24 protein-coding genes and 5 pseudogenes are annotated in these 26511 nt (G+C 46.8%); 17 read left to right on the plus strand and 12 right to left on the minus strand.

Annotation, left to right across the window (positions count from 1 at the left end; translation table 11 throughout):
• Positions 1-13 precede the first annotated feature (13 nt).
• Complete coding sequence (locus A9587_RS03580; RefSeq protein WP_105263226.1) at positions 14-1537, minus strand: EAL domain-containing protein; 1524 nt, start codon at positions 1535-1537, stop codon at positions 14-16.
• A gap of 672 nt (positions 1538-2209) precedes the next feature.
• A pseudogene (locus tag A9587_RS25620) lies at positions 2210-2295 on the minus strand (capsid protein); the annotation flags it as partial.
• 52 nt (positions 2296-2347) lie between these two features.
• Between A9587_RS25620 and A9587_RS03590 the strand changes: the two are divergent.
• Together A9587_RS03590 and A9587_RS03595 are read left to right on the plus strand one after the other, a co-directional pair.
• On the plus strand, positions 2348-2677 hold the full coding sequence (locus A9587_RS03590) for a YkgJ family cysteine cluster protein (protein ID WP_032240664.1): 330 nt from the start codon (positions 2348-2350) through the stop codon (positions 2675-2677).
• Between the two features lie 274 nt (positions 2678-2951).
• Positions 2952-3668, plus strand: a complete 717-nt coding sequence (locus tag A9587_RS03595; RefSeq protein WP_000532916.1) for a YebC/PmpR family DNA-binding transcriptional regulator — start codon at positions 2952-2954, stop codon at positions 3666-3668.
• A gap of 112 nt (positions 3669-3780) precedes the next feature.
• On the opposite strand, the gene A9587_RS03600 is transcribed toward A9587_RS03595, so the two are convergent.
• Positions 3781-4107: an EthD family reductase gene (locus A9587_RS03600; RefSeq protein ID WP_000092982.1), complete on the minus strand. Its 327-nt coding sequence runs from the start codon at positions 4105-4107 to the stop codon at positions 3781-3783.
• A 228-nt stretch (positions 4108-4335) separates the two neighbouring features.
• On the opposite strand from A9587_RS03600, the gene A9587_RS03605 reads away from it, so the two are divergent.
• Positions 4336-5247: a LysR family transcriptional regulator gene (locus tag A9587_RS03605; protein ID WP_105263227.1), complete on the plus strand. Its 912-nt coding sequence runs from the start codon at positions 4336-4338 to the stop codon at positions 5245-5247.
• On the opposite strand, the gene A9587_RS03610 is transcribed toward A9587_RS03605, so the two are convergent.
• Both A9587_RS03610 and A9587_RS03615 read right to left on the minus strand, forming a co-directional pair.
• Positions 5248-6357 (minus strand): alkene reductase, encoded by a 1110-nt coding sequence (locus A9587_RS03610; protein ID WP_105263228.1) that lies wholly within the window; start codon positions 6355-6357, stop codon positions 5248-5250.
• Between the two features lie 193 nt (positions 6358-6550).
• A pseudogene (locus tag A9587_RS03615) lies at positions 6551-6810 on the minus strand (terminase small subunit).
• Positions 6811-7596: 786 nt separating this feature from the next.
• Here A9587_RS03615 and ynfU point away from each other — a divergent pair.
• The gene (gene ynfU, locus A9587_RS24955) at positions 7597-7767 is read left to right on the plus strand and encodes a putative zinc-binding protein YnfU (RefSeq protein ID WP_001405948.1); all 171 of its coding nucleotides are present in this window, start codon (positions 7597-7599) and stop codon (positions 7765-7767) included.
• Positions 7768-8046: 279 nt separating this feature from the next.
• Here the strand turns inward: ynfU and cspB are convergent, their stop codons facing one another.
• From cspB to A9587_RS03640, 4 genes and pseudogenes are all read right to left on the minus strand, one after another.
• Entirely contained in the window at positions 8047-8262 is a 216-nt protein-coding gene (gene cspB / locus A9587_RS03625) for a cold shock-like protein CspB (RefSeq protein WP_000066486.1), read from the minus strand.
• 372 nt (positions 8263-8634) lie between these two features.
• A pseudogene (locus A9587_RS03630) lies at positions 8635-8959 on the minus strand (antitermination protein Q); the annotation flags it as partial.
• A 216-nt stretch (positions 8960-9175) separates the two neighbouring features.
• A pseudogene (locus A9587_RS03635) lies at positions 9176-9971 on the minus strand (helix-turn-helix transcriptional regulator).
• 9 nt (positions 9972-9980) lie between these two features.
• On the minus strand, positions 9981-10532 hold the full coding sequence (locus tag A9587_RS03640) for a kinase inhibitor (RefSeq protein WP_105263229.1): 552 nt from the start codon (positions 10530-10532) through the stop codon (positions 9981-9983).
• 361 nt (positions 10533-10893) lie between these two features.
• Here A9587_RS03640 and A9587_RS03645 point away from each other — a divergent pair, with 361 nt between their 5' ends.
• Positions 10894-11937: an alpha/beta hydrolase gene (locus A9587_RS03645; protein WP_105263230.1), complete on the plus strand. Its 1044-nt coding sequence runs from the start codon at positions 10894-10896 to the stop codon at positions 11935-11937.
• A 60-nt stretch (positions 11938-11997) separates the two neighbouring features.
• On the opposite strand, the gene emrE is transcribed toward A9587_RS03645, so the two are convergent.
• The gene (emrE, locus tag A9587_RS03650; RefSeq protein ID WP_001070432.1) at positions 11998-12330 is read right to left on the minus strand and encodes a multidrug efflux SMR transporter EmrE; all 333 of its coding nucleotides are present in this window, start codon (positions 12328-12330) and stop codon (positions 11998-12000) included.
• A 195-nt stretch (positions 12331-12525) separates the two neighbouring features.
• On the opposite strand from emrE, the pseudogene A9587_RS25625 reads away from it, so the two are divergent.
• A pseudogene (locus A9587_RS25625) lies at positions 12526-12672 on the plus strand (exonuclease); the annotation flags it as partial.
• Between the two features lie 302 nt (positions 12673-12974).
• On the plus strand, positions 12975-13385 hold the full coding sequence (locus A9587_RS03665) for an ASCH domain-containing protein (protein ID WP_172953840.1): 411 nt from the start codon (positions 12975-12977) through the stop codon (positions 13383-13385).
• Positions 13386-13648: 263 nt separating this feature from the next.
• On the opposite strand, the gene icd is transcribed toward A9587_RS03665, so the two are convergent.
• Complete coding sequence (gene icd / locus A9587_RS03670) at positions 13649-14899, minus strand: NADP-dependent isocitrate dehydrogenase (protein WP_000444484.1); 1251 nt, start codon at positions 14897-14899, stop codon at positions 13649-13651.
• Positions 14900-15070: 171 nt separating this feature from the next.
• Here icd and rluE point away from each other — a divergent pair, with 171 nt between their 5' ends.
• The 8 genes from rluE to roxA all read left to right on the plus strand — a co-directional run bounded on the left by rluE (position 15071) and on the right by roxA (position 22893).
• Entirely contained in the window at positions 15071-15724 is a 654-nt protein-coding gene (gene rluE / locus A9587_RS03675) for a 23S rRNA pseudouridine(2457) synthase RluE (protein WP_001516210.1), read from the plus strand.
• A gap of 9 nt (positions 15725-15733) precedes the next feature.
• A complete protein-coding gene (gene nudJ, locus A9587_RS03680; protein WP_000476079.1) occupies positions 15734-16195 on the plus strand; it encodes a phosphatase NudJ in 462 nt (153 codons plus the stop codon).
• Positions 16196-16248: 53 nt separating this feature from the next.
• Positions 16249-17355 carry a tRNA 2-thiouridine(34) synthase MnmA gene (gene mnmA / locus A9587_RS03685; RefSeq protein WP_001516209.1) on the plus strand — a complete coding sequence of 369 codons (1107 nt, stop codon included), beginning with the start codon at positions 16249-16251 and terminating at the stop codon, positions 17353-17355.
• A gap of 34 nt (positions 17356-17389) precedes the next feature.
• On the plus strand, positions 17390-18031 hold the full coding sequence (gene hflD, locus A9587_RS03690) for a high frequency lysogenization protein HflD (protein ID WP_105263237.1): 642 nt from the start codon (positions 17390-17392) through the stop codon (positions 18029-18031).
• Positions 18032-18034: 3 nt separating this feature from the next.
• Positions 18035-19405 (plus strand): adenylosuccinate lyase, encoded by a 1371-nt coding sequence (gene purB / locus A9587_RS03695; RefSeq protein WP_000423722.1) that lies wholly within the window; start codon positions 18035-18037, stop codon positions 19403-19405.
• Positions 19406-19564: 159 nt separating this feature from the next.
• Entirely contained in the window at positions 19565-20236 is a 672-nt protein-coding gene (gene phoP, locus A9587_RS03700; protein ID WP_001265481.1) for a two-component system response regulator PhoP, read from the plus strand.
• Positions 20236-21696 (plus strand): two-component system sensor histidine kinase PhoQ, encoded by a 1461-nt coding sequence (phoQ, locus tag A9587_RS03705; protein WP_001516207.1) that lies wholly within the window; start codon positions 20236-20238, stop codon positions 21694-21696. Before phoP ends, phoQ begins: the two co-directional genes overlap by 1 nt.
• A 75-nt stretch (positions 21697-21771) precedes the next feature.
• A complete protein-coding gene (roxA, locus tag A9587_RS03710; protein ID WP_000456528.1) occupies positions 21772-22893 on the plus strand; it encodes a [50S ribosomal protein L16]-arginine 3-hydroxylase in 1122 nt (373 codons plus the stop codon).
• A gap of 48 nt (positions 22894-22941) precedes the next feature.
• Here the strand turns inward: roxA and pepT are convergent, their stop codons facing one another.
• The gene (gene pepT, locus A9587_RS03715) at positions 22942-24168 is read right to left on the minus strand and encodes a peptidase T (protein WP_105263232.1); all 1227 of its coding nucleotides are present in this window, start codon (positions 24166-24168) and stop codon (positions 22942-22944) included.
• A gap of 249 nt (positions 24169-24417) precedes the next feature.
• On the opposite strand from pepT, the gene potA reads away from it, so the two are divergent.
• Both potA and potB read left to right on the plus strand, forming a co-directional pair.
• A complete protein-coding gene (gene potA, locus A9587_RS03725; protein WP_000531593.1) occupies positions 24418-25554 on the plus strand; it encodes a spermidine/putrescine ABC transporter ATP-binding protein PotA in 1137 nt (378 codons plus the stop codon).
• The gene (gene potB, locus A9587_RS03730) at positions 25538-26401 is read left to right on the plus strand and encodes a spermidine/putrescine ABC transporter permease PotB (protein WP_105263233.1); all 864 of its coding nucleotides are present in this window, start codon (positions 25538-25540) and stop codon (positions 26399-26401) included. Before potA ends, potB begins: the two co-directional genes overlap by 17 nt.
• Positions 26402-26511: the final 110 nt, after the last annotated feature.

Below are 26511 nucleotides of genomic sequence, written 5' to 3' on the forward strand. Positions count from 1 at the left end.
AATTAGTACCTATTCACTCAACAACCACCTTCACCCTCGGTTTTGAGAGAATAATTTTGACTAACTCAATATACGTCACCGGTTTATAGAAATAATACCCCTGCTGAAACGTGATATTATTTTTGTTCAGGTAATCGAGTTGCTCCTTCGTTTCGACACCTTCGGCAACAATACTGATAGAAAGTTTGCGCGCCAGATCCAGCACACAGTCCAGAATTCGGGTGGAATCTGGATCTGCGTTGACCCGACCAACGAAACTGTGATCAATCTTAATATAATCGATGTGCAGATCATGGAGATAAGAAAGTCCCGAGTACCCCGTACCAAAATCATCCAGCGCAATGACAAAGCCATTTTCATGCAGAATATTTAGTCGCTGGACAAGGTTTTCATCAACATGCAAAGCTTCACGCTCAGTAACCTCAAGAACGAGATTCAAATCATGGCGCGTGAAGCTGTCCCGGTATTTCAGACACTCTTCAACAAACGTAGGCGAAATAATATGTGAGGCGCTAAAATTAATCCCTACATGGAAACCTTCCGGCAGTTTACTTGCGATCGCGTTCATTTGTGTGGCGACCTGGTTCATCAGACTTTGGGTGAGCGGAACTATCAACCCTGATTTTTCAGCAAGTGGAATAAATGCTGCGGGTGAAATATATCCTCCGCGAGGATGTTTCCACCTGGCAAGTACTTCTACGCCGCGTAATGTCCCTTCCCGGCCATTAACCACGGGTTGGTAAAAAGGTACAATTTCACCATTGCTTATTGCTCTACGCAGGATCTCTTCAGGTGTGTCACTCTTGTTAAAATATTTATCAAGCAAAAAAGCAGCAGAACAGGAGATTAACAGGCTGAATATCAAAATACCCAAGCCTTTATCGATAAGTCTGGTGAAATTAAATAGTGGCGGTTGGTTATAGATAATACTGAAATGATATTCTGTGGAATTTACCCGTCCAGAAAATTGATGGCTGCCATTGAGAGTTGTCACATCTCCTGACGGTCCAATAATGCTATTCCCCACGCGCAAAGTATATTTCACCCCCTTCAACGGCACATTGAGCGCCCCGCGGATATGCTGGTCACTAATTGTCACCAGGATACGCGTATCAGAGAATTGAATCTGATAAAGGAGGATGGGTAATCTATTTACGGTGTCGATCGCCGGAGCCAATAGCAAATTGTTGTCAGATATAACAGGAATACGGGATAGCAGAACCCGATTACCTGGTAGCGATGTACACCAGACTGCACCTTGTTTGAGAATGATGATCGTCCGCAGATGTGGTTTCAGCGCAGCCTCTGTACCTAGTTGGTATTGTTCATCCAGATCGCACCTCTTCCCGGCAATTTTCATTGCCGTTCGAGTCGCCTGTGACGCTTCCTCAAGAATATGATTAATGTTGTTAGCGGCGTACCTCGCCCCCGCCAGGCTCTCTGCTTTTGCGGAATACCAGAGCTGAAAATTCAAAATAGACACACCAGTAAGAAACAAGCACACCGCAACGAGGATGGGGATAAGTGTATTGCGCATTTGCGTGTCCCGGGGCCATTATTTTGTGTTCATTCGCTCAATCTGGCGTCTACAAAGAGCATGGTAGAGAGAACCAGAAATATCCATACTCTTGATGAAATTTTGCCCTCTATGCCGTAACTTAAAGCAGAGAAAAAGCATTGGACAACAAAACGGAACAAGAATATTGGTCAGGCAAAGTTCTCTGTGTCCCCTTCACTTTTATACATAAGCTATCAATAAGTAAGGATATGATGAACTGGCACAACGTCGATGGGGCCTCGCTGGTAAGGTGGGTGTTAATTTTCCAGTACGTGCCCCCGCGTCTTTTCTTCGATAGCGGCGGCTCCAGATCATAAGATGGAGATGCCAGACCATGTCGCTCAATAGCCACATCCCAAATCAGCACCAATACATACAGCAAAATCACTAGAATGAATGTGAAACACGGATAGCAGTAATATAAGCCTTACACGTTAAAACAAGAAAAATAACTTTTTCTGATGAACTTACCTAACCAATTAGAATTAAAAAGAAATCACTAATCGCTATATTTAGCAAGTCGGACTATAGGGACAATATAATACAGACTCTGGTTACATAAGACGTTCACTTTTCACAAACCACCACGTTACAAATTGTAAAGATTAACTCTTCCAGTTTGCATTCAACTTGTCTGGTCATATCTAAATAGATATGTAAAATTGATAACGGCTGGTAATCATTCAATACTCGCACTATAGAAAGTTCGCCAGCCTGCCGCAGGCACGTGCTTTCATATGACGTGTCTGCGGTTTCGTTGTGATATTTAAATAGTAGTACTGGTGAATTATGAGCAATCCGAATCCATGCCTGACGTGTGGTGCCTGTTGTGCATTTTTCCGCGTCTCTTTTTACTGGGCCGAAGCTGATGATGCAGGCGGCACCATACCGGCTCATCTGACTGAGCAGATATCCCCTTACCACCGATGTATGCGCGGTACTAACCAGAAGAATCCACGCTGTGTTGCCCTGGCTGGAACGCCTGGAAAAAACGCCTGCTGCACAATATACAAGAATCGCTCATCCACATGTAGAGAATTCGCCATGTCTGGCGAGCATGGAGAAATTAATGAGGCATGTAATCGCGCCCGAGCTAAATATGGGCTACCGCCAATTTAAAACCGCGCCTCCTTAATAAGGCATTCAGGTGTCAAAATCAACCATACCGCGACATTATTGTTGCGGTTTAATTATTAACAATGAAAAATGAAATCATAAAATAACGCATCGACAATAATTAACATCGTTAAAATTAAATATCCTTGCGTGAAAATAGAATATTTTATATTCCCATAGACGAATTTTTTCATGTTATGATATAATATAATACGATGAAAAAACACAAGTTATCAACTTGTCGGTAATGTAAATAAATTTCGAGGAGATCATTCCAGTGGGACGTAAATGGGCCAATATTGTTGCTAAAAAAACGGCTAAAGACGGTGCAACGTCTAAAATATATGCAAAATTCGGTGTAGAAATCTATGCTGCAGCTAAACAAGGTGAACCAGACCCTGAATTAAATACATCTTTAAAATTCGTTATTGAGCGTGCGAAGCAGGCACAAGTTCCAAAACACGTCATTGATAAAGCAATTGATAAAGCTAAAGGTGGCGGAGATGAAACGTTCGTACAAGGACGTTATGAAGGTTTTGGCCCCAATGGTTCAATGATTATCGCCGAAACGTTAACTTCAAATGTTAACCGCACGATTGCTAATGTTCGCACAATTTTCAACAAAAAAGGCGGAAATATCGGAGCGGCAGGTTCTGTCAGCTATATGTTTGACAATACTGGAGTGATTGTATTTAAAGGAACAGATCCTGACCATATTTTTGAAATTTTGCTTGATGCTGAAGTTGATGTTCGCGATGTGACCGAAGAAGAAGGAAATATCGTTATTTATACTGAGCCTACAGACCTTCACAAAGGAATTGCAGCGCTAAAAGCAGCCGGAATTACTGAGTTCTCAACAACAGAATTAGAAATGATTGCTCAATCAGAAGTTGAGCTTTCACCAGAAGATTTAGAAATCTTTGAGGGACTTGTTGATGCCCTTGAAGATGATGATGATGTTCAAAAAGTATATCATAACGTTGCAAATCTCTAATTATGAATTTAAGAAATCTGCCTTTATGGCAGATTTCTTCACCTTATCTTAGATTTACCTAAAAACTCCGCATTAAATCCAGTACCTCTACCGCTCCCGGCATGTTAAGGCATTAGCGCTTTCTGATTTCAGTGATGTAGGTAATGGCAGCATGTTCAACAAAATTGGACACGTCGTCATAGGCTTCTTTACCGACGGGAGAATTGAATGCCGCGATAGCGTCTTCAAGTGAGTCGAACCACAGTTCGGAGAAACCGTCGACGGGGGAATCGGGATATTTTTCCCGATCGATGGGGTTGAGTACATAACCTCTTAAGCCGGGGAGTCTGAGCGCTATCGCTGTATGTACCTCATCCCAGTATTTAACAAAATCGTCGAAGCTCTGTCCTTTTTTACGGGTAAGAAAGCCCACATGTTTGAAACCGTTAGCAGATGACATCATATTCTCCTCTGTATTAATTCATGTTTTTGTAAAACTGGCCGGCGAAATCCGGCATCGTCTTGCAATTTAGATGAAGCGTAATAGAGAAGGTGACTATGGCTGTTTTTCTTCGTGCGATAAACACGCTTTCACTCGTCTCTGAGTAGACATAGATTCTACAAATCGTTTTCAATTTATTGTAAAATAAATCTATGTATACAGGGCTAATACCTCTCACGGACAATTATGAGAAGAACAGATCATCTGGGGGGAATTACGGCTTTTGTCGCCACAGCCCAGCAAGGAAGTTTTACGGCAGCAGCGGAAAAGCTGGGGCTGACAAAGTCTGCCATAGGAAAAAGCGTCAGTCGTCTGGAAGACCGCCTCGGGTTGAAGCTTTTTCAACGTTCCACCCGTCGGTTGAGCCTGACGCCTGATGGCGAGCGTTTTCTTGCCAGTTGCCAGAGCGCAATAGATATCCTGGAGCAGGCTGAGGCGGAACTGACGTCACATACCTGCCAGCCCTCCGGGCGCCTGCGGGTAGATTTACCTGCAGCCTTCGGACGACAGCGCATCCTTCCTATCCTGCTTGATATCACCCGACGCTACCCCGAACTGGCGTTGACCGTTACGTTCAGCGAGCGGTTCGTTAACCTGATTGATGAGGGGCTCGATCTTGTCGTTCGCATTGGTGAGCTGTCAGACAGCAGTGGGCTGGTTGCCAGAAGACTGACAACCCAGAAGCTGGTGATCTGCGCCTCTCCAGATTATCTGTTCAACCACGGCGAGCCTGTCAGTATCGATGACCTGAATCACCATCAGTGCGTTGTCGGCTTTCGCCGTAACCAGCCTGTTTCGTGGTTGCTGAAAGAGGGGGATGGTCAAATCAGCCGCTTTGTCCCTCCGCCGACCCATGAGTTTGCCGATGGTGACGCGATGCTCGCTGCTACCCTGGCGGGAGGGGGATTGTCGCAACTCCCCCTCTGGTTGGTGGGCAGATATCTCGACGAGGGTAAATTGCGGGAAGTGCTGCCCGGACACTCCGGCGGGGAGATGCCTATCAGCGCGCTGTGGCCAAAAAGCCGCCAACTGCTGCCCAAAATCCGCTATGTAGTGGATACCCTGGTCAGGGCTGCGGAAGACGGCCTGCTTGATTAATTATTCCCTGCTATCGGACCAGAAGGGGTAATCTGTATAGCCTTTTTCATCTCCGCCGTACATCGTTGCCCGGTTAACGTCATTCAACGGCCAGTCATTAACCATTCGTTCCACAAGATCCGGGTTCGCAATGTAAGGCCGACCAAAACCAATCAGGTCAGCTTTCCCCTCCTGGAGATATGCTTCGGCACGCTGCTTATCAAAGCCACCGGTAATAATCAAAGGTCCGGAATAAGCTGCACGAAATTTTTCAATAAACCCGGCAGGGATGGCCTGTTCTCCCAGTGTTTGCTGGTCGCTCAGATGAACATACGAGAGAGAACGGGCGCTGAGTTTATCAGCAAGCATCAGCCAGGTTTCTTCCTCGCCATCAAAAGGACGCATGTCAAACAGACGCCCGAAGGGAGCCAGGCGGATACCCGTTTTACCTGAGCCGATGGCCGTAGAGATTGCGTCAGTCACTTCCAGAACAAAGCGCAGGCGATTGTCAGTATCCGCGCCACCGTACTCATCCTTGCGAGTATTCAGCCCACCATTAATAAACTGCTCAAGCAGATAGCCATTGGCGGCGTGGATCTCAACACCATCAAAGCCCGCCCGAATAGCATTTTTAGCGGCCTGAACGTAATCCTGCACCACGGCTTTAATCTCGGGGATCGACAGCGCACGGGGTTCCGATACCGGAACCGGACCGGGTTTGCCGTTTTCGTCGCGTGCGTAGCAGGTGGAATTATTGGCTTTAACTGCCACCGAACTGACGGGGGCCTGTCCATTAGCCTGCAAACTTGTGTGAGAAATTCGCCCGACGTGCCAAAGTTGAATATAAATTTTTCCGCCAGCGTCGTGGACCGCTTTTGTAACTTTTCCCCATCCCTGCACCTGAGCATCGCTGTAGATTCCGGGAGTGAAAAGGTAACCCTGTCCCTGGACGGAGATTTGCGATCCTTCTGTAATAATGAGCCCTGCAGATGCGCGCTGCTGATAATATTTTGCAGTCAGTTCATCTGGAGTATCGTCTGAAATTGCCCGTGAGCGGGTCATTGGTGCCATAACGACGCGATTTGCCAAGTTAGTGTCACCGGCCTGAAACGGGGTAAATAATTTTTCCATTTTTATCTCCTTTACTGGAGGAAGTATGATGGTCTCAACGACGTAATAAAAAAACAGCACTCTGGTCCGAACTAAGTAGACATAACTTCTACATTTAGTGTTCTCTCAGTATTAAGCCGTCATATTTTTGTTTTTAGGTGATGTCCCACGTGGAGATAAAGCCTGCCGCAAAGTTGATGAAGGCTCAGTACATCTACTTCTGGCACATAACAGTCTTCCAGACAGCGGTCGATATATTCACTCGGCCCCGTATCAGTTCATCCAGTGCGGTTGCTTTGTTCATGGCTTTGATGATGTCCCGTTTCAGGAAATCAATATGCCGGTTATCCAGCTCAAGAAAATGCTGCTGCACCACAGGGGTATTCCGTCGAGCATACTGGCAATTTCACCTGCAATCCGTGAAAGTACAAAATGCGGTTTCCACCACTTCAGCAGAGTCTCTGGTATTTTCAGCTCCTGTGCGTCGGTCTGCGCACGTGTAAGTTCTGAATAGTACGGACATTCGCACCAAAAATGTCAGCCGACTGCTTTTTGTTGACTTCCATTGTTCATTCCACGGAAAAAACAGAGAAGGAAGCGGCAGAGGCCAAAAAGCCCATTTTCAGTAACTGTCGTTTTCTTTCTTTTTAGGCGGTGTTTTAAATAAAAACATTAAGTTACTGTGAAGAAGAACGAAACGCCTTAAACCGGAAAATTTTCATAAATAGAGAAAACCCGCGCGCCTTCCCCCGTAGTCTGCCGGATTGCCGGAAAGGGCCTGCAAAATTTTAGTCACCAAGTCCAGTTATAAGAGGAGCATTCCTGTCTCATATTCTCTTTTTCTGCTCCTCACTCTGAGGGAAATAACGATTTTTGGAAGTAATAGCAACCGCAACAGTCTTGCGTAATGATGGCGGCATCATTCATCTCTCGCAGTCTTACGCCTCTCTTCTTTAATCTTGAAATGTGACGGAGTTCCGGCAATGCCCAGAAACCAGCATTACAGGCCGATGTGCCACAGGCGACGCCAGTTGTTATTATCAATGGATTTCATATCCTCACCCCGATGTGCGCGAATGGTGCAGTATGTTTGAAAAGATCGGAGTCTACGGGTTAGTTTTTACAGCAAACATTGTTCACAACAACACTAAAAAACAGAAATTTAAAATAATAGGGTTAAAACCCATGTATTAAATAATAATGCGCGATATGTTTTGTTATTTAGTGTATTGTATACGACCATTTACACAGGAAAAGCCTATGTCAGAACGTAAAGACTCAAAATCACGCCGTAATTATCTCGTTAAATGCTCCTGCCCAAACTGCACCCAAGAATCAGAACACAGTTTTTCCAGAGTACAAAAAGGTGCCCTTTTAATCTGCCCTCATTGCAACAAAGTATTCCAAACAAATCTTAAAGCTGTTGCCTGATTTTTGATTACTTATCAAGAGCTTTGATATTTTAATAATATATTTAAATCAGATAAGAAAAAACCCGCCTGAGCGGGTTTGAGATTGTGGTGCTTTTTGTGGGAGTCACCCACTTACGCACTTTGTTTTACTATGCCAGCAGTTAGCTTCTGCTATTAAACTATTCATACAGCAAACCTGTACTTCACCACAAAATGGGATTCTATATCCATTACTCTATCTGCATCTCTACTCAGGCATCAGCCATCTTCGTTATCGTATACAGTCGAGTCCTGGATTTTAATCGGTAATTATAACATTTGCTGCCGCAGGACCTTTAGCACCACTCTCTACAGAGAAGGTAACCTTTTGACCTTCAAATAAGGTTCGATAATTATCATTCTGAATCGCAGAAAAATGCACAAACACATCTTTACTACCATCAACAGGAGAAATAAAGCCAAAACCTTTATCAGCGTTAAACCATTTTACTAAACCAGTCATTTTATTTGACATTCTACATTCCTTAACTTGAGCCTTTCGGCATAAATGGTTTGTATAACAGAAACGACTTCGTACTTAATTGGAGAGACTCAAAGAAGGAATAAGTGAATAACACCTGAAATGAGAACTGCTTTAGTAAACTACTTCGTATATCGTCTGTTCTTCAAACCGACGCAATCATTAACGCATAGTTGTACACATAGAAGCAATGTTTATTTTAGACATCCAGCCACCCCCTCCAATTTAAAACACAAAAAACTCTCATTAGCGGGTTTTCTACTTTTTCTCAACACCGGATATACAAAGCCCATCGTTGAGAAAATCTCACCCATGTTTTTTGAAGCAAAAAGCAAGCATCATGCCGCCATCTTCGCTGAAAATTATTTATATTGTCAATTTCCTTAACTGCACCTCACATACGCTTCTTCCTGCCAGCACTTTGTAACCAGTTTATCAATAACGTCAGCATATCCTTTATCCCATTGATAATCCGTCATGTCTGGAACCAGCTTCTGGACATGACATCGCACCTGGGGGGGCGGTAAACGACTAAACCAATTTCCATTGCAACGTCCGCACATCTTATAAACAGGCACGCCATGAAGCCGGATTCTTTTTTATCCAGGACAATACCTTTACCCTTACACCCTCTGCTCACCGTGCTGACTTCTCCCTTGCCATGACAATACTGACATAGTTTCTTCTCCCACCAGGTAGACGGTATATCCGAGCAGCGTTGGCATTTCGGATAACTTCAGCTCAGGTTTACGCTTCACCTCCACAGAGGTCAAACGCTGGATACAAAAAATTGTATGTGCGCATAAACGTCCCTGTTTAGCGCAGAAGCCACCGGAGTTGTTCAGGCTCCGATAGGGTAATTATGCCGTTTTGATTTCCCAAAAACATCGATACAGTTAAAATACTTTTACTCTCTGGAAGCCTTTCTTAGCTCTCTTGGTGTTATCTTAAAACGATTATGGAATCTTTCAGTAAAACGAGAAGGACACTTATAACCATTTTCTCTGGCAATCTCGCTTATGGATTTTATAGTCGTTTGTATAGCAGACAACGCATTATTTAACCTCACATCGTCCAATATACTTTGAAAACTTACCCCCTTGTTTGCCAGACGGCGATGTAATGTGGAAACAGAAATGTAGAGATATCTCGCAACCTTGTTTGCTGTCCATTTTGCTCCTGGTTCGGATAGCAGCAGGTTATAACAATGACTTATCAGTGATTGTTTACTATCTGATAAAAGTAAATAATTAGCATGATTTACTCCTAACGAAAGTCGAACAGCCATTGCTAAATGCTCCTGAATTTGAGTTGAGAAACCTCGAAAAATAGATATTTTTAGCTGCTCCCAACAATATATTAACTCAGGGTTCTGAGGTAAACAGAACCCTGTTTTGTTACGTGTTTGATCAGTTACCGCAAAAAATTTTTGGAATTTTTCAATTAGTTCAATGGGAAAGTAAAGCATTTCTGCAAGATAAAGACCTGCTTCTGGATAATTCGCAATATAAAACTCATGTCCACATGGAAATAACATTATTTGATTATTATCAACAGTCAAACTATGCGTCTCCCAATTGATAATTTTTTCCCTGACGGATACGGCATAAAGCTGGCACAATAGCCCTAACCCTATGAATCTCATGATGTTTATGCATCCGTATTTCTTCAATCTTTAGGTTGGTCTTACCTTTTGCCAGCATACTCTCACCCTACTTTATCTCATAAACTGGTGTTATCTCAGCGGTTGTGATTTTATTGGCATTAAGCATATAACCAACTAACGCTCCGCTGGAATTAGAATCTACAGGAATCTTGTCAGTTTTCAGAGCCCATACTTTAAACTGGTAATGATGCGGTTTATCCCCTTTCAGAGGACATGCACCACCAAATCCGGCATAGCCAAAATCATTTCGGCCTTGAACAGCACCTGTCGGCAGTTTTGTACCATCACGTCTTCCTGCATCAGCAGGCAAATATGTTACTGTTGCTGGAATATTAACAACAGTCCAGTGCCACCAACCACTACCAGTAGGTGCATCTGGATCATAAACAGTTACGGCAAAACTTTTAGTGCCCTCAGGGGCACCAGACCAGGTTAATGAGGGCGATATATTGCCACCTTCACACCCAAATCCGGAAAAGATATGAGACTTTGTAAGTTGTTTTCCTGTTTTCATTTCACTACTTGTGACCTGAAACTCTGCGGCCTGCGCAGAAAATGTGATGAATACCAATACACTTGAAACGATAAGTTTTTTCATAAAAACCTCTTTGTTATGACCTATCGTTATTTTATTTGATATTCATTTATCTCATTATGCATAAAGACGCAATGTTCATGCAAAAGCAATCATAATTATAAAATCGACCCCAGCATTAACCATAATATGCACGAATCATATTGATGTTATCTAAATAGATTTTAGGTTTATTATTAGTCATGCGGGCATAAGTTAGTATGATTTATAGACGGCTATTCTTGAACCAGAATACGCGCAATTTCACTGACAAGGATTTTTTGCATCTTGTTGAGTTTCCTAAGATGCCTCCTGTTGTACAACTCTTAAGTTGCCGTTAAATTCGCTAAGAAAATTTCATCCGATAAGTCAAGGCATGTAAAATATGAAAATTAACAAAATACTATCATCCGCAACATTATTGTATGGTATGTCAGTAGTCATGTCGGTCGGGAATTGTTCAACAACTGTCCAGACTAATCTTCCTGGTTACACCCCTGGTGCAGATGTCATTAATGTTTCATCGACCAGAAACCAGGTCGATCTTATTGGTGATGTTGTTTATTCCCAGATAAAAGGGACTCGTTCTGTCAGACAGCTTCACATGTCAGTTCTTGTCCCGCGAACAAATGATTTGAAACCAGCCATTATTTATTATCCTGGCGGCGGATTCATGTCTTCTGAACATGACAAATTTATTGAAATGAGAATGGCTATGGCAGAAGCTGGTTTTGTTGTAGCCGCTGTAGAATACAGAACAATTCCTGATACATTTCCAGCGCCAGTTGAGGATGGAAAAGCTGCAATACGTTACCTGAGAGAGCATGCCAGCGATTATGGGGTTGATCCTCAAAGAATCGGAGTTCTGGGTGACTCTGCCGGTGGATGGCTTGCCCAGATGATGGGAACTACAAATGGTGACAAAACCTTTGATAAAGGTGACTTTCTTCAGCAATCATCAGATGTTCAGGCAGTTGCCACACTTTATGGGATTTCTGACTTGTTGAATATTGGTGAGGGGTTCCCTGAATCAGTGCAGGAGGTTCATCGATCTCCTGCCGTAACCGAAGCTTTAATGATCAATGGCCCTGCATTCAGAAGTTTTGCGGGAGCCCCCATCACAGCGTCAAAAGAAAAAGCGCTAAACGCCAGCCCAATCGGACATATGAAAGGAGTAAAACCCCCATTTCTTATTATGCATGGTAGCAAAGACACTCTGGTTTCACCGGAGCAAAGTGCCAAACTATTCAGAATGTTGAAAAAGAACGGCAATAATGCTGAGTACGTGCTGGTAGAAGGGGCTGAGCATGGAGATAATACATGGTATCAGCCAATTATTATAAACAGGGTTGTTGAGTGGTTTACTAAAAATCTGGGAGTCCCTATGAAAACCACCACCCAACAACAAAACCCAAACGCTAACCTGTAAAAAGCAGCCCGCATTTACATGCGGGCTGACATATTCCATTTGATTAAAAAGAAATTATTTTTAATGTGGTGCGCTTCGTGACAACAAGTTAATTACCAACACTCCGGCACAAATCAATATCATGCCTATAATGGCTGGCAGATCCAGACGTTGGCCGAAAAATCCCCAGGAAAGTAAACTAATCAGGACTATACCGACTCCTGACCAGATAGCATAAGCAATCCCTGTAGGAATATAAGCCAATGTTTGAGCTAATAACCAGAATGATGCACAGTAACAAATAATTGTACCAACAGAGGGCCATAACCGTGTAAAGCCATCTGAATACTTCATTAAGGTTGTACCAATCACCTCTGCAAATATTGCACCACCAAGATAAATATAAGGATTCATAGAATACTCTTTCCTGTTAATACCGGAGAGAATTGTACTACAGTTTGAACTTAACTCACCGGTTTCATCCCGGTGCATTCATTGATGTTCGTTTATATACCATCGATAACCTGAATTCCTGTCTGCGCCACTTTAGCCGCTGCCTGATTTATACTGGTTACTGAAACAGAAAGCCACAGAGCAGAAGGTGGTGTCATGGCACCGGACATTATCCTGCTGCGTACCGGGATCGACGTGAGGGCTGTCAAACAGGGAGATAATGCGTGGCACAAATTACGGCTCAGCGTCATTACCGCTTCTGAAATTCACAACGTGATAGCAAAACCCCGTTCAGGAAATAAGTAGCCTGACATGAGAAGTACATGCCGAGTTTTGACGAGATGGTGCCGGAGTTCATCGAAAAAATGGACGAGACATTGGCTGAAATTGGTTTTGTATTTGGGGAGCAATGGCGCAAAGTAGCGTTGTGAAAATTTAAACGTCTCAACGCCTCCTTGAATTTCTCACCCCACATGAAAAAGAACCAAACAGCCCGCTTTGAGCGAAAAACGAACTATGATATTAGCAAGAAAGCATCACTGTTAATATTCGAACAATTAATGCTCAGCTATTTCTCTATTATTTACAATCAGAAAGGACGTGTAATGGGTAAGGTTGATGAACTAAAGATGAAATATCCGGACGCGAATGCCTGGCAAATGGGCGACAGCCCTGAACTGGCTAACGAGCTTGCAGCACTTATAGAAAAAGGGATTAAAACGGCCTCCTGTGGCTCTTATGCCTCTTATCAGAAGGAAGAATTTGCCCCAAGGATTGGGAGCTATAACATCATCCTTGACGGCCAGGATGTACCGGTATGCGTGACCAGGCTGGTGTCGATGCAACTGGTGTGTTTTTGTGATGTTACTGCCAAGTTAGCTCGCAAGGAAGGTGAAGGCGATTTGAGCCTTGAATATTGGCAGAGAGAGCATCAACGATTTTTCACCCAGGAAGGTCATTTTTCTGAAGATATGGAGTTGATTATGGAAGAGTTTGAAGTTGTTGAGGTTCTGTAAGATGAGATAAACGAGCTGACGTTATATCAATTGGCATTTATAACAATGTCCGCACCTGACACATAGCGGATCTAAATATTAACGAGCGTCCACCAAATAGAGGAATGTCTAATAGGAACCTGGCAGTAGAACTGTCATCTGACTGACCAACCGACCCCAAACAACTAAGAGGTTTTGATAACTTATTTTGATAACCGTTAGCAGACTAACAAAAAACAACGGGCGCGTTAAGCGCCCGTTACAATATTTAACATATGCAACAATTACATGTTTTCGATGATTGCGTCACCAAACTCGCTGCATTTCAGCAGTTTAGCACCATCCATCAGACGTTCGAAGTCATAGGTTACGGTCTTGGCGTTGATTGCGCCTTCCATACCTTTAACAATCAGGTCAGCCGCTTCAGTCCAACCCATATGGCGCAGCATCATCTCCGCGGAGAGAATGATAGAGCCTGGGTTTACTTTGTCCTGACCGGCATATTTCGGTGCTGTACCGTGGGTGGCTTCAAACAGTGCGCATTCGTCACCGATGTTTGCACCAGGGGCGATACCGATACCGCCAACCTGTGCTGCCAGTGCGTCAGAAATGTAGTCACCGTTGAGGTTCATACAGGCGATAACGTCGTATTCAGCCGGACGCAGCAGGATCTGTTGCAGGAATGCGTCAGCAATCACGTCTTTAATGACGATCTCTTTGCCGGTGTTCGGGTTTTTGACTTTCAGCCACGGGCCGCCGTCGATCAGTTCACCGCCAAACTCTTCACGCGCCAACTGGTAACCCCAGTCTTTAAACGCGCCTTCGGTGAACTTCATGATATTGCCTTTGTGCACCAGGGTCACTGAGTCACGGTCGTTGGCAATTGCGTATTCGATTGCTGCTCGTACCAGACGTTTGGTGCCTTCTTCAGAACACGGCTTAATGCCGATACCGCAATGTTCCGGAAAGCGAATTTTCTTCACCCCCATCTCTTCACGCAGGAATTTGATCACTTTCTCAGCGTCAGCAGAGTCAGCTTTCCATTCGATACCTGCATAAATGTCTTCCGAGTTTTCACGGAAGATGACCATATCAGTCAATTCAGGGTGTTTAACCGGGCTTGGAGTGCCCTGGTAGTAACGAACCGGGCGCAGGCAGATGTAGAGATCCAGTTCCTGGCGCAGTGCTACGTTCAGAGAACGAATACCGCCACCAACCGGAGTAGTCAGCGGGCCTTTGATGGCAACGCGATATTCACGAATCAGATCAAGGGTTTCAGCAGGTAGCCAGACGTCCTGACCATAAACCTGGGTGGATTTTTCACCGGTGTAAATTTCCATCCAGGAGATTTTACGCTCGCCTTTATAGGCTTTCTCGACTGCAGCGTCGACCACTTTCAGCATGGCTGGGGTTACATCTACACCGATTCCATCACCTTCAATGTAAGGGATAATCGGATTTTCAGGAACGTTGAGTTTGCCGTTTTGCAGGGTGATCTTCTTGCCTTGTGCCGGAACAACTACTTTACTTTCCATTCACCTCTCCTTCGAGCGCTTCTGGTTTGCTCGTCTGCCACCACGTTGCACATGCGTTTGCGTCCTGCCACACGGATGCATTAGAGCAATTTTTTGTTAATGATTTGTAATTGGCTTGTCAATACTACCCTATTGTTTGTCGTCATGAAAGATGCGCGTTATTAGGCTATAATGCGGCAATTCATAAACCCTGAAAATACCATGCAAAAAACTTCTTTTAGAAATCACCAGGTTAAGCGATTCAGCTCGCAACGTTCCACCAGGCGCAAACCTGAAAACCAGCCCACGCGCGTGATCCTGTTCAATAAACCCTACGATGTTCTTCCGCAGTTCACCGATGAAGCCGGGCGCAAAACATTAAAAGAATTCATCCCTGTTCAGGGCGTTTATGCGGCAGGTCGTCTCGACAGAGATAGCGAAGGGTTACTGGTGCTGACGAATAATGGCGCGTTACAGGCGCGTTTAACCCAGCCGGGCAAACGCACCGGAAAAATCTATTATGTGCAGGTGGAAGGCATTCCCACGCAAGACGCACTTGAAGCCTTACGCAATGGCGTAACCTTAAATGATGGCCCTACCCTGCCCGCAGGTGTGGAACTGGTTGAAGAACCGGAGTGGTTATGGCCACGTAATCCACCAATTCGTGAGCGTAAAAGTATTCCTACCTCCTGGCTTAAGATCACCTTATATGAAGGACGTAATCGCCAGGTGCGCCGCATGACCGCCCATGTTGGTTTCCCCACGCTGCGACTGATTCGCTATGCGATGGGTAATTACACGCTGGATAATCTTGCCAATGGCGAATGGCGAGAAGCGACAGAATAAGGACGCAAAATGTTTAAACCGCACGTTACCGTTGCCTGCGTGGTGCACGCAGAAGGCAAATTTTTAGTCGTTGAAGAGACGATTAATGGTAAAGCGTTATGGAACCAACCCGCCGGGCATCTGGAGGCGGATGAAACATTAACAGAAGCAGCGGCGCGTGAGCTGTGGGAAGAAACCGGCATCAGCGCGCAACCGCAATATTTCATCCGTATGCATCAGTGGATTGCGCCGGATAAGACGCCATTTTTGCGCTTCCTGTTTGCCATTGAGCTTGAGCAAATATGCCCAACACACCCTCATGACAGTGATATCGACTGTTGCCGTTGGGTCAGTGCTGAAGAGATTTTACAGGCACCAAATCTGCGCTCGCCATTAGTGGCAGAAAGTATTCGTTGTTATCAAAGCGGGCAACATTATCCGCTGGAGATGATTGGCGAGTTTAACTGGCCTTTTACAAAGGGTGTCATCTAAAAGGCTGCGTGATAGAATACGCCGCCTTGAAGTTCAATGTCGTGAGTAATCCAATGTCTGAAACCGCAAAAAAAGTGATCGTCGGCATGTCCGGCGGCGTCGATTCCTCCGTTTCTGCCTGGCTGTTGCAACAACAGGGATATCAGGTCGAAGGCCTGTTTATGAAGAACTGGGAAGAAGACGACGGTGAGGAATATTGCACGGCGGCAGCGGATCTGGCTGATGCCCAGGCTGTCTGCGATAAGCTCGGCATTGAACTGCACACTGTCAACTTTGCAGCCGAGTACTGGGACAACGTCTTTGAACTGTTCCTTGCTGAATATAAAGCGGGTCGCACGCCGAACCCGGATATTCTGTGCAACAAAGAGATCAAATTTAAAGCCTTCCTCGAATTTGCCGCCGAAGATTTAGGTGCCGATTATATCGCTACCGGCCATTACGTTCGTCGTGCAGATGTCAATGGCAAGAGCCGCCTGCTGCGTGGTCTGGACAGCAACAAAGACCAGAGCTACTTCCTTTATACACTTAGCCATGAGCAGATAGCGCAAAGCCTGTTCCCGGTTGGCGAACTGGAAAAACCGCAGGTACGTAAGATTGCGGAAGATCTCGGTCTGGTCACCGCGAAGAAAAAAGATTCTACCGGGATCTGCTTTATCGGTGAACGTAAATTCCGCGAGTTTCTTGGCCGTTATCTCCCGGCGCAACCGGGAAAAATCATTACTGTCGATGGTGATGAGATTGGCGAACACCAGGGGCTGATGTATCACACCCTCGGACAGCGTAAAGGCCTGGGCATCGGTGGCACCAAAGACGGCACTGAAGAGCCGTGGTACGTGGTGGATAAAGACGTCGAGAACAACATTCTGATTGTTGCGCAGGGTCATGAACACCCACGTCTGATGTCTGTCGGATTGATTGCCCAGCAACTGCACTGGGTCGATCGCGAACCTTTCACCGGCACTATGCGTTGCACGGTGAAAACCCGCTACCGCCAGACTGACATTCCATGCACCGTCAAGGCGCTGGATGATGATCGCATTGAAGTGATTTTCGATGAGCCGGTTGCGGCCGTCACTCCAGGTCAATCCGCCGTCTTCTATAACGGTGAAGTGTGCCTCGGCGGCGGCATCATTGAGCAGCGTCTGCCGCTGCCAGTCTGATTATTTTCTTACTTAAAACAAGGAAGCAGTGAACGTGGCAAAGAATTACTATGACATCACCCTCGCCCTGGCCGGTATTTGTCAGGCGGCACGCCTGGTACAACAGCTTGCTCACCAGGGGCATTGTGATGCCGATGCGCTACACGTCTCACTCAACAGTATTATCGATGTGAACCCCAGCTCCACGCTGGCGGTTTTTGGCGGCAGCGAAGCCAACCTGCGCGTCGGGCTGGAAACCCTGCTCGGCGTGCTCAATGCCAGCAGTCGCCAGGGCTTAAACGCTGAGTTAACCCGCTACACCCTTAGCCTGATGGTGCTTGAGCGCAAACTCTCGTCTGCCAAAGGTGCGCTCGACACTCTGGGTAACCGGATTAACGGTCTGCAACGCCAGCTCGAACATTTCGATTTACAGTCGGAAACGCTGATGAGCGCAATGGCTGCTATTTATGTTGATGTTATCAGCCCACTTGGCCCACGTATTCAGGTCACCGGTTCCCCTGCCGTACTGCAAAGCCCACAGGTGCAGGCGAAAGTTCGCGCTACCCTGCTGGCAGGCATTCGCGCCGCCGTGCTCTGGCACCAGGTTGGCGGCGGACGTCTACAACTGATGTTTTCTCGTAATCGCCTGACCACTCAGGCAACACAAATTCTTGCTCATTTAACCCCGGAGTTGTGATCTATGGAATTATCCTCACTGACCGCCGTTTCCCCTGTCGACGGACGCTACGGCGATAAAGTCAGCGCGCTGCGCGGGATTTTCAGCGAATATGGTTTGCTGAAATTCCGTGTACAAGTTGAAGTACGTTGGCTGCAAAAACTGGCCGCGCACGCAGCGATCAAGGAAGTTCCTGCTTTTGCTGCCGACGCAATCGGTTACCTTGATGCAATCGTCGCTAATTTCAGTGAAGAAGATGCGGCGCGAATCAAAACCATTGAGCGTACCACTAACCACGACGTTAAAGCGGTTGAGTATTTCCTGAAAGAAAAAGTGGCTGAGATCCCAGAACTGCACGCAGTTTCTGAATTTATTCACTTTGCCTGCACCTCAGAAGACATCAACAACCTCTCCCACGCATTGATGCTGAAAACCGCGCGTGATGAAGTGATCCTGCCGTACTGGCGTCAACTGATTGACGGCATTAAAGATCTGGCTGTTCAGTATCGCGATATTCCGCTGCTATCCCGTACCCACGGTCAGCCAGCGACACCGTCAACCATCGGTAAAGAGATGGCTAACGTCGCTTATCGTATGGAGCGCCAGTTCCGCCAGCTTAATCAGGTGGAAATCCTCGGCAAAATCAACGGCGCGGTCGGTAACTATAATGCCCACATCGCCGCGTATCCGGAAGTTGACTGGCATCAGTTCAGTGAAGAGTTTGTCACCTCACTGGGTATTCAGTGGAACCCGTACACCACCCAGATTGAACCGCACGACTACATTGCCGAACTGTTTGATTGCATCGCGCGCTTTAACACCATTCTGATCGACTTTGACCGTGACGTCTGGGGTTATATCGCCCTTAACCATTTCAAACAGAAAACCATCGCCGGTGAGATTGGTTCTTCCACCATGCCGCACAAGGTTAACCCAATCGACTTCGAAAACTCCGAAGGTAACCTGGGGCTTTCCAACGCGGTGTTGCAGCACCTGGCCAGCAAACTGCCGGTTTCCCGTTGGCAGCGTGACCTGACCGACTCTACCGTGCTACGTAACCTCGGAGTGGGCATCGGTTATGCGCTAATTGCTTACCAGTCCACCCTGAAAGGCGTGAGCAAACTGGAAGTGAACCGTGACCATCTGCTGGATGAACTGGATCACAACTGGGAAGTGCTGGCTGAGCCGATCCAGACAGTTATGCGTCGCTACGGCATCGAAAAACCGTACGAGAAGCTGAAAGAACTGACTCGCGGTAAACGCGTTGACGCCGAAGGCATGAAGCAATTTATCGACGGTCTGGCGCTGCCGGAAGAAGAGAAAGCGCGCCTGAAAGCGATGACCCCTGCTAACTACATTGGTCGCGCCATCACAATGGTGGATGAGCTGAAATAACACCCATATCAATGCCGGATGGCGATGCTGTCCGGCCTGCTTCTTAAGCTGATCTTTTCCCGTATTATCTCCCCTACCCGCTGGTTTAATTAATGTTTACTCCCATAAACACATAATCGCGTTACACTATTTTAATAATTAAGACAGGGAGAAATAAAAATGCGCGTACTGGTTGTCGAAGACAATGCGTTGTTACGTCACCATCTTAAAGTTCAGATTCAGGACGCTGGTCATCAGGTCGATGACGCAGAAGATGCCAAAGAAGCAGATTATTATCTCAATGAACATTTGCCAGATATTGCAATTGTCGATCTCGGTTTGCCTGACGAAGACGGTCTGTCACTGATCCGCCGCTGGCGCAGCAATGATGTTTCACTGCCGATTCTGGTATTAACCGCCCGTGAAAGCTGGCAGGACAAAGTCGAAGTATTAAGCGCCGGCGCTGACGATTACGTGACTAAACCGTTTCATATTGAAGAGGTGATGGCGCGGATGCAGGCATTAATGCGTCGTAATAGTGGTCTGGCTTCACAGGTTATTTCGCTGCCACCGTTTCAGGTTGATCTTTCCCGCCGTGAACTATCGATTAATGACGAAGTGATCAAACTGACCGCGTTTGAATACACCATTATGGAAACGTTGATTCGTAATAATGGCAAAGTGGTCAGCAAAGATTCGTTGATGTTACAACTCTACCCGGACGCCGAATTGCGGGAAAGCCATACCATTGATGTACTCATGGGGCGTCTGCGCAAAAAAATTCAGGCGCAATATCCGCAAGAAGTGATTACCACCGTTCGCGGCCAGGGTTATTTGTTCGAATTGCGCTGATGAAAAAATTACTGCGTCTTTTTTTCCCGCTTTCGCTGCGGGTACGTTTTCTGTTAGCGACGGCGGCGGTAGTACTGGTGCTTTCGTTGGCCTACGGAATGGTCGCGCTGATCGGTTATAGCGTCAGTTTCGATAAAACCACGTTTCGCCTGTTACGCGGCGAGAGCAATTTGTTCTATACCCTCGCAAAGTGGGAAAACAATAAGTTGCATGTCGAGTTACCAGAAAATATCGACAAGCAAAGCCCCACCATGACGCTAATTTATGATGAGAACGGGCAACTTTTATGGGCGCAGCGTGACGTTCCCTGGCTGATGAAAATGATCCAGCCTGACTGGCTGAAATCAAATGGCTTCCATGAAATCGAAGCGGATGTTAACGACACCAGCATCTTGCTGAGTGAAGATCATTCGATACAGCAACAGTTACAGGAAGTACGAGAAGATGACGACGACGCAGAGATGACCCACTCGGTGGCGGTGAACATCTACCCGGCAACGTCGCGGATGCCGAAGTTAACCATTGTGGTGGTGGATACTATTCCGGTGGAGCTTAAAAGTTCCTATATGGTGTGGAGCTGGTTTGTCTACGTGCTCTCAGCCAACCTGCTGTTAGTGATCCCTCTGTTATGGGTCGCCGCCTGGTGGAGTTTACGCCCCATCGAAGCCCTGGCAAAAGAAGTCCGCGAACTGGAAGAACATAACCGCGAATTGCTCAACCCAGCCACGACACGAGAACTGACCAGTCTGGTGCGTAACCTGAACCGGCTATTAAAGAGTGAGCGTGAACGTTACGACAAATACCGCACAACGCTCACCGACCTGACGCACAGCCTGAAAACACCACTGGCGGTACTGCAAAGTACGCTGCGTTCTTTGCGTAGTGAAAAGATGAGCGTCAGTGATGCTGAGCCGGTAATGCTGGAACAAATCAGCCGTATTTCACAACAAATCGGCTACTACCTGCATCGCGCCAGTATGCGCGGTGGAACGCTGCTTAGCCGCGAACTGCATCCCGTTGCCCCGTTACTGGACAATCTCACCTCGGCGCTGAACAAAGTGTATCAGCGTAAAGGGGTCAATATTTCTCTCGATATTTCGCCAGAAATCAGTTTTGTTGGCGAGCAGAATGACTTTGTCGAAGTGATGGGCAACGTACTGGATAACGCCTGTAAATACTGTCTTGAGTTCGTGGAAATTTCAGCGAGGCAAACCGAAGATCATCTCTATATTGTGGTCGAGGATGACGGCCCGGGAATTCCATTAAGCAAGCGTGAAGTCATTTTCGACCGCGGCCAACGTATAGATACTTTGCGTCCCGGACAAGGTGTTGGTCTGGCTGTCGCCCGTGAAATTACCGAGCAATACGACGGAAAAATCATCGCCGGAGAGAGTATGCTCGGCGGCGCACGAATGGAGGTCATTTTTGGTCGCCAGCATTCTGCACCAAAGGGTGAATAAATATGCCCTTTCTTCACGCATTACGTTAAGCATCCGTTATAATCGGTTGCAGATACCCGCCTATGGACGCTTAATATGGAATACCAACTTACCCTTAACTGGCCCGATTTTCTTAAACGCCACTGGCAGAAACGTCCGGTGGTGTTAAAACGCGGCTTTAATAATTTTATTGACCCGATCTCTCCAGACGAGCTGGCAGGTCTGGCAATGGAAACGGAAGTCGACAGTCGGCTGGTCAGTCATCAGGATGGCAAATGGCAGGTCAGCCACGGTCCATTCGAAAGCTACGATCATCTCGGTGAGACCAACTGGTCATTGCTGGTGCAGGCAGTGAATCACTGGCATGAGCCAACCGCCGCGCTGATGCGTCCGTTCCGTGAATTACCAGACTGGCGCATTGACGACCTGATGATCTCATTTTCCGTACCTGGCGGCGGCGTCGGTCCACATCTCGATCAGTACGACGTTTTTATTATTCAGGGCACCGGTCGTCGTCGTTGGCGGGTGGGTGAAAAGCTGCAGATGAAGCAACACTGCCCGCATCCGGATCTGCTACAGGTCGAGCCGTTTGAAGCAATTATCGACGAAGAACTGGAGCCAGGCGATATTCTTTATATTCCGCCAGGATTCCCGCACGAAGGCTACGCGCTGGAAAATGCGATGAACTATTCTGTCGGTTTTCGTGCACCGAATACGCGGGAGCTGATCAGCGGTTTTGCCGATTATGTTCTGCAACGTGAGCTGGGCGGTAATTATTACAGTGATCCGGATATCCCTCCTCGCGCCCATCCGGCGGACGTTCTGCCGCAGGAGATGGATAAACTGCGTGAGATGATGCTTGAATTGATCAACCAGCCAGAACACTTTAAACAGTGGTTTGGCGAGTTTATCTCCCAGTCACGGCATGAACTGGATATCGCTCCGCCAGAACCGCCTTATCAACCGGATGAAATATACGACGCGCTGAAACAAGGTGATGTACTGGTACGTCTGGGTGGTCTGCGCGTGTTGCGTATTGGTGATGAAGTATATGCTAATGGTGAAAAGATCGATTCTCCACACCGTCCGGCGCTGGAGGCACTCGCCAGCAATATTGCTCTGACCGCCGAGAATTTTGGCGATGCGCTGGAAGATCCATCGTTCCTCGCGATGCTCGCGGCGCTGGTCAATAGCGGGTATTGGTTCTTCGAAGGATAAGTTTGAATCTAAGCCGGATGCGGCATCACATGCCGCATCCCTTTTCGCTTACTTCCGTTGTGCCGTTAACTCGGCAATACGCACGATCACCTGTACCGCTTTTTCCATTCCTTCCAGGGTCACAAACTCATGTTTACCATGATAGTTATAACCGCCGGTAAACAGGTTCGGGCACGGCAATCCCATAAATGACAACTGTGCACCGTCGGTGCCGCCACGGATCGGTTTCAGATCCGGTTCAATATCGCAATCGCGCATCGCCTGCTGGGCGATATCAAGAATATGCGGATGCTCAACGATTTTCTCGCGCATATTGTAGTAGCTGTCTTCAATCACCAGTTCAATGTAGCAGTCAGGGTGTAGCCCTTTGCCCACTTTCTTGGCAATTTCCATCATCTTACGTTTACGCGCTTCAAACTGTTTACGGTCGAAATCACGAATGATGTAGTGCATATCGGCACGCTCAACGGTGCCTTTCATGCTCGTCAGGTGATAAAAACCTTCATAACCTTCGGTAGTTTCCGGGCTTTCATCCGCCGGAACTTCCGCATGAATGCGTGTTGCCAGTGACAGCGCATTAACCATCACGCCTTTTGCCGAGCCAGGGTGAACGTTGTTGCCGACTATTTTGATATTCACCGATGCGGCATTAAAGTTTTCAAACTCCAGTTCACCTACGCCACCGCCATCAACGGTATAAGCCCAACGAGCATCAAAGGCTTCAACATCAAAGTGTTTTGCCCCTTTGCCCACCTCTTCATCTGGCGTAAAGGCGATGCGAATATCGCCGTGTGGAATGTTTTTCTGCTGCAATACTGCCAGCGCGGTCATGATTTCTGCGATACCCGCTTTATCATCTGCACCTAACAAGGTTTTACCATCGGTGGTGATCAACGTCTGCCCCAATAGTTGATGCAGAACCGGGAACATCACCGGTGATAAGACTTCATCACCGACACCCAGCGCGATGTCACCACCGCGATAGTTTTCAACAATTTGCGGATTTACATTTTTACCGCTGCAATCCGGAGAGGTATCCACATGAGAAATAAAGCCAATCGCCGGAATATCGCCTGGAACGTTAGCCGGTAACGTCGCCATCAATGTGCCCTTCTCACTTAAGGTCACATTGATAAGCCCCATCTCTTCAAGCTGATCTTTCAACAGATGCAATAACTTCCACTGGCCTTCCGTGCTGGGAACCTGTCTCACCCCCGCTTTTGATTGGGTATCCAGAGATACGTAGTTCAAAAAACGCTCAAGTAGTTTATCCATGTAGTCACCCTCACTTTTCGTGACAACATTATTAAGAAGCAAGAAAAGACAAATATTGCGTCAGGTCACTTTTACCCCTGCAAGCGGGAATATTTATCAACATTACCTTAATCAATATAAAGCTAAGCCAGTAATTCACAACAAGGATTGGCGATTACGATGGTTTGCCGTAGAATTACCGCCCTCATTAAGAGTCACCAAGGTGGTTAACCACAAACCCCGCATCGGTAAGCCATCCGTTGCGTTTACATGGGACAGAGTAAAAAATTGAATAAACAACCGAGTTCGCTTTCACCGCTGGTGCAATTGGCGGGAATTCGCAAATGCTTTGATGGTAAAGAAGTCATTCCCCAGTTGGATCTGACTATCAACAATGGCGAGTTCCTTACGCTGCTTGGCCCTTCTGGCTGCGGTAAAACAACCGTTCTTCGCCTGATTGCAGGTCTGGAAACTGTTGATTCTGGACGCATCATGCTGGATAACGAGGACATCACCCACGTTCCGGCGGAAAACCGCTATGTGAACACCGTTTTCCAAAGCTACGCGCTATTCCCCCACATGACCGTGTTCGAAAATGTGGCCTTTGGCTTGCGTATGCAAAAAACCCCCGCTGCTGAAATTACGCCTCGCGTGATGGAGGCTCTGCGGATGGTGCAACTGGAGACCTTCGCTCAACGCAAACCGCATCAACTCTCTGGCGGTCAACAGCAACGCGTAGCCATTGCCCGCGCGGTGGTTAACAAGCCTCGCCTGTTGCTGCTGGATGAATCGCTCTCCGCGCTGGATTACAAACTGCGTAAACAGATGCAGAACGAGCTGAAAGCTTTACAGCGTAAGCTTGGCATTACTTTCGTTTTCGTCACCCACGATCAGGAAGAAGCGCTCACCATGTCGGACAGAATTGTGGTGATGCGCGATGGTCGCATTGAACAAGACGGCACGCCGCGTGAAATTTACGAAGAGCCGAAAAACTTGTTTGTTGCCGGATTCATTGGCGAAATCAATATGTTCAACGCCACGGTGATCGAGCGTCTCGACGAACAACGCGTACGAGCCAACGTTGAAGGCCGCGAATGTAATATCTACGTTAACTTCGCTGTTGAACCAGGGCAAAAGTTGCATGTTTTGCTGCGCCCGGAAGACTTACGCGTTGACGAAATCAACGATGACAACCACGTCGAAGGGCTGATTGGCTACGTTCGCGAACGCAACTACAAAGGTATGACGCTGGAATCAGTTGTCGAACTGGAAAATGGCAAGATGGTGATGGTCAGCGAATTCTTTAATGAAGACGATCCTGACTTTGACCATTCTCTCGACCAGAAAATGGCCATTAATTGGGTAGAAAGCTGGGAGGTTGTACTGGCTGATGAAGAACACAAGTAAGTTCCAGAATGTAGTGATTGTCACTATTGTCGGTTGGCTTGTGTTGTTTGTCTTTCTGCCCAACCTGATGATCATTGGCACCAGCTTTTTGACCCGCGACGACGCCAGTTTCGTCAAAATGGTTTTTACGCTGGAGAACTACGCCCGTCTGCTCGATCCGCTCTATTTTGAAGTGCTGCTGCACTCACTGAATATGGCGCTGATCGCGACTATAGCCTGCCTGGTGCTGGGCTACCCGTTTGCCTGGTTTCTGGCTAAACTGCCACACAAGGTGCGTCCGCTGTTACTGTTTCTGTTGATTGTGCCGTTCTGGACCAACTCACTGATTCGTATCTATGGCCTGAAAATTTTCCTCAGCACCAAAGGCTATCTCAACGAGTTCTTGCTGTGGCTGGGCGTTATTGATACCCCAATTCGCATCATGTTCACCCCCAGCGCGGTGATTATCGGTCTGGTATATATCCTGTTGCCGTTTATGGTGATGCCACTTTATTCCAGTATTGAAAAGCTGGATAAGCCATTACTGGAAGCGGCTCGCGATCTCGGTGCCAGCAAGTTGCAGACTTTTATCCGCATCATCATCCCACTGACCATGCCGGGGATTATTGCCGGATGTCTGTTGGTGATGCTGCCAGCAATGGGCCTGTTCTATGTTTCTGACCTGATGGGCGGTGCGAAAAACCTGCTGATCGGTAACGTCATCAAAGTGCAGTTCCTCAACATTCGCGACTGGCCGTTTGGTGCCGCGACCAGTATTACCCTGACTATCGTAATGGGTCTGATGCTGCTGGTTTACTGGCGCGCTTCTCGTTTGCTGAACAAGAAGGTGAGTGAATTAGATGATTAATCCTTTATATTCAATACATTAGGTTTGTTTTTGAGTGGTTTTGCCGTTTAAGGTAACGGCGTTATAGATCCTATCAAAATCAATCAATTGCATTCTGGTTTTGGAGAAGG

Source organism: Escherichia sp. MOD1-EC6162 (assembly GCF_002965125.1).
Lineage (GTDB): Bacteria > Pseudomonadota > Gammaproteobacteria > Enterobacterales > Enterobacteriaceae > Escherichia > Escherichia marmotae.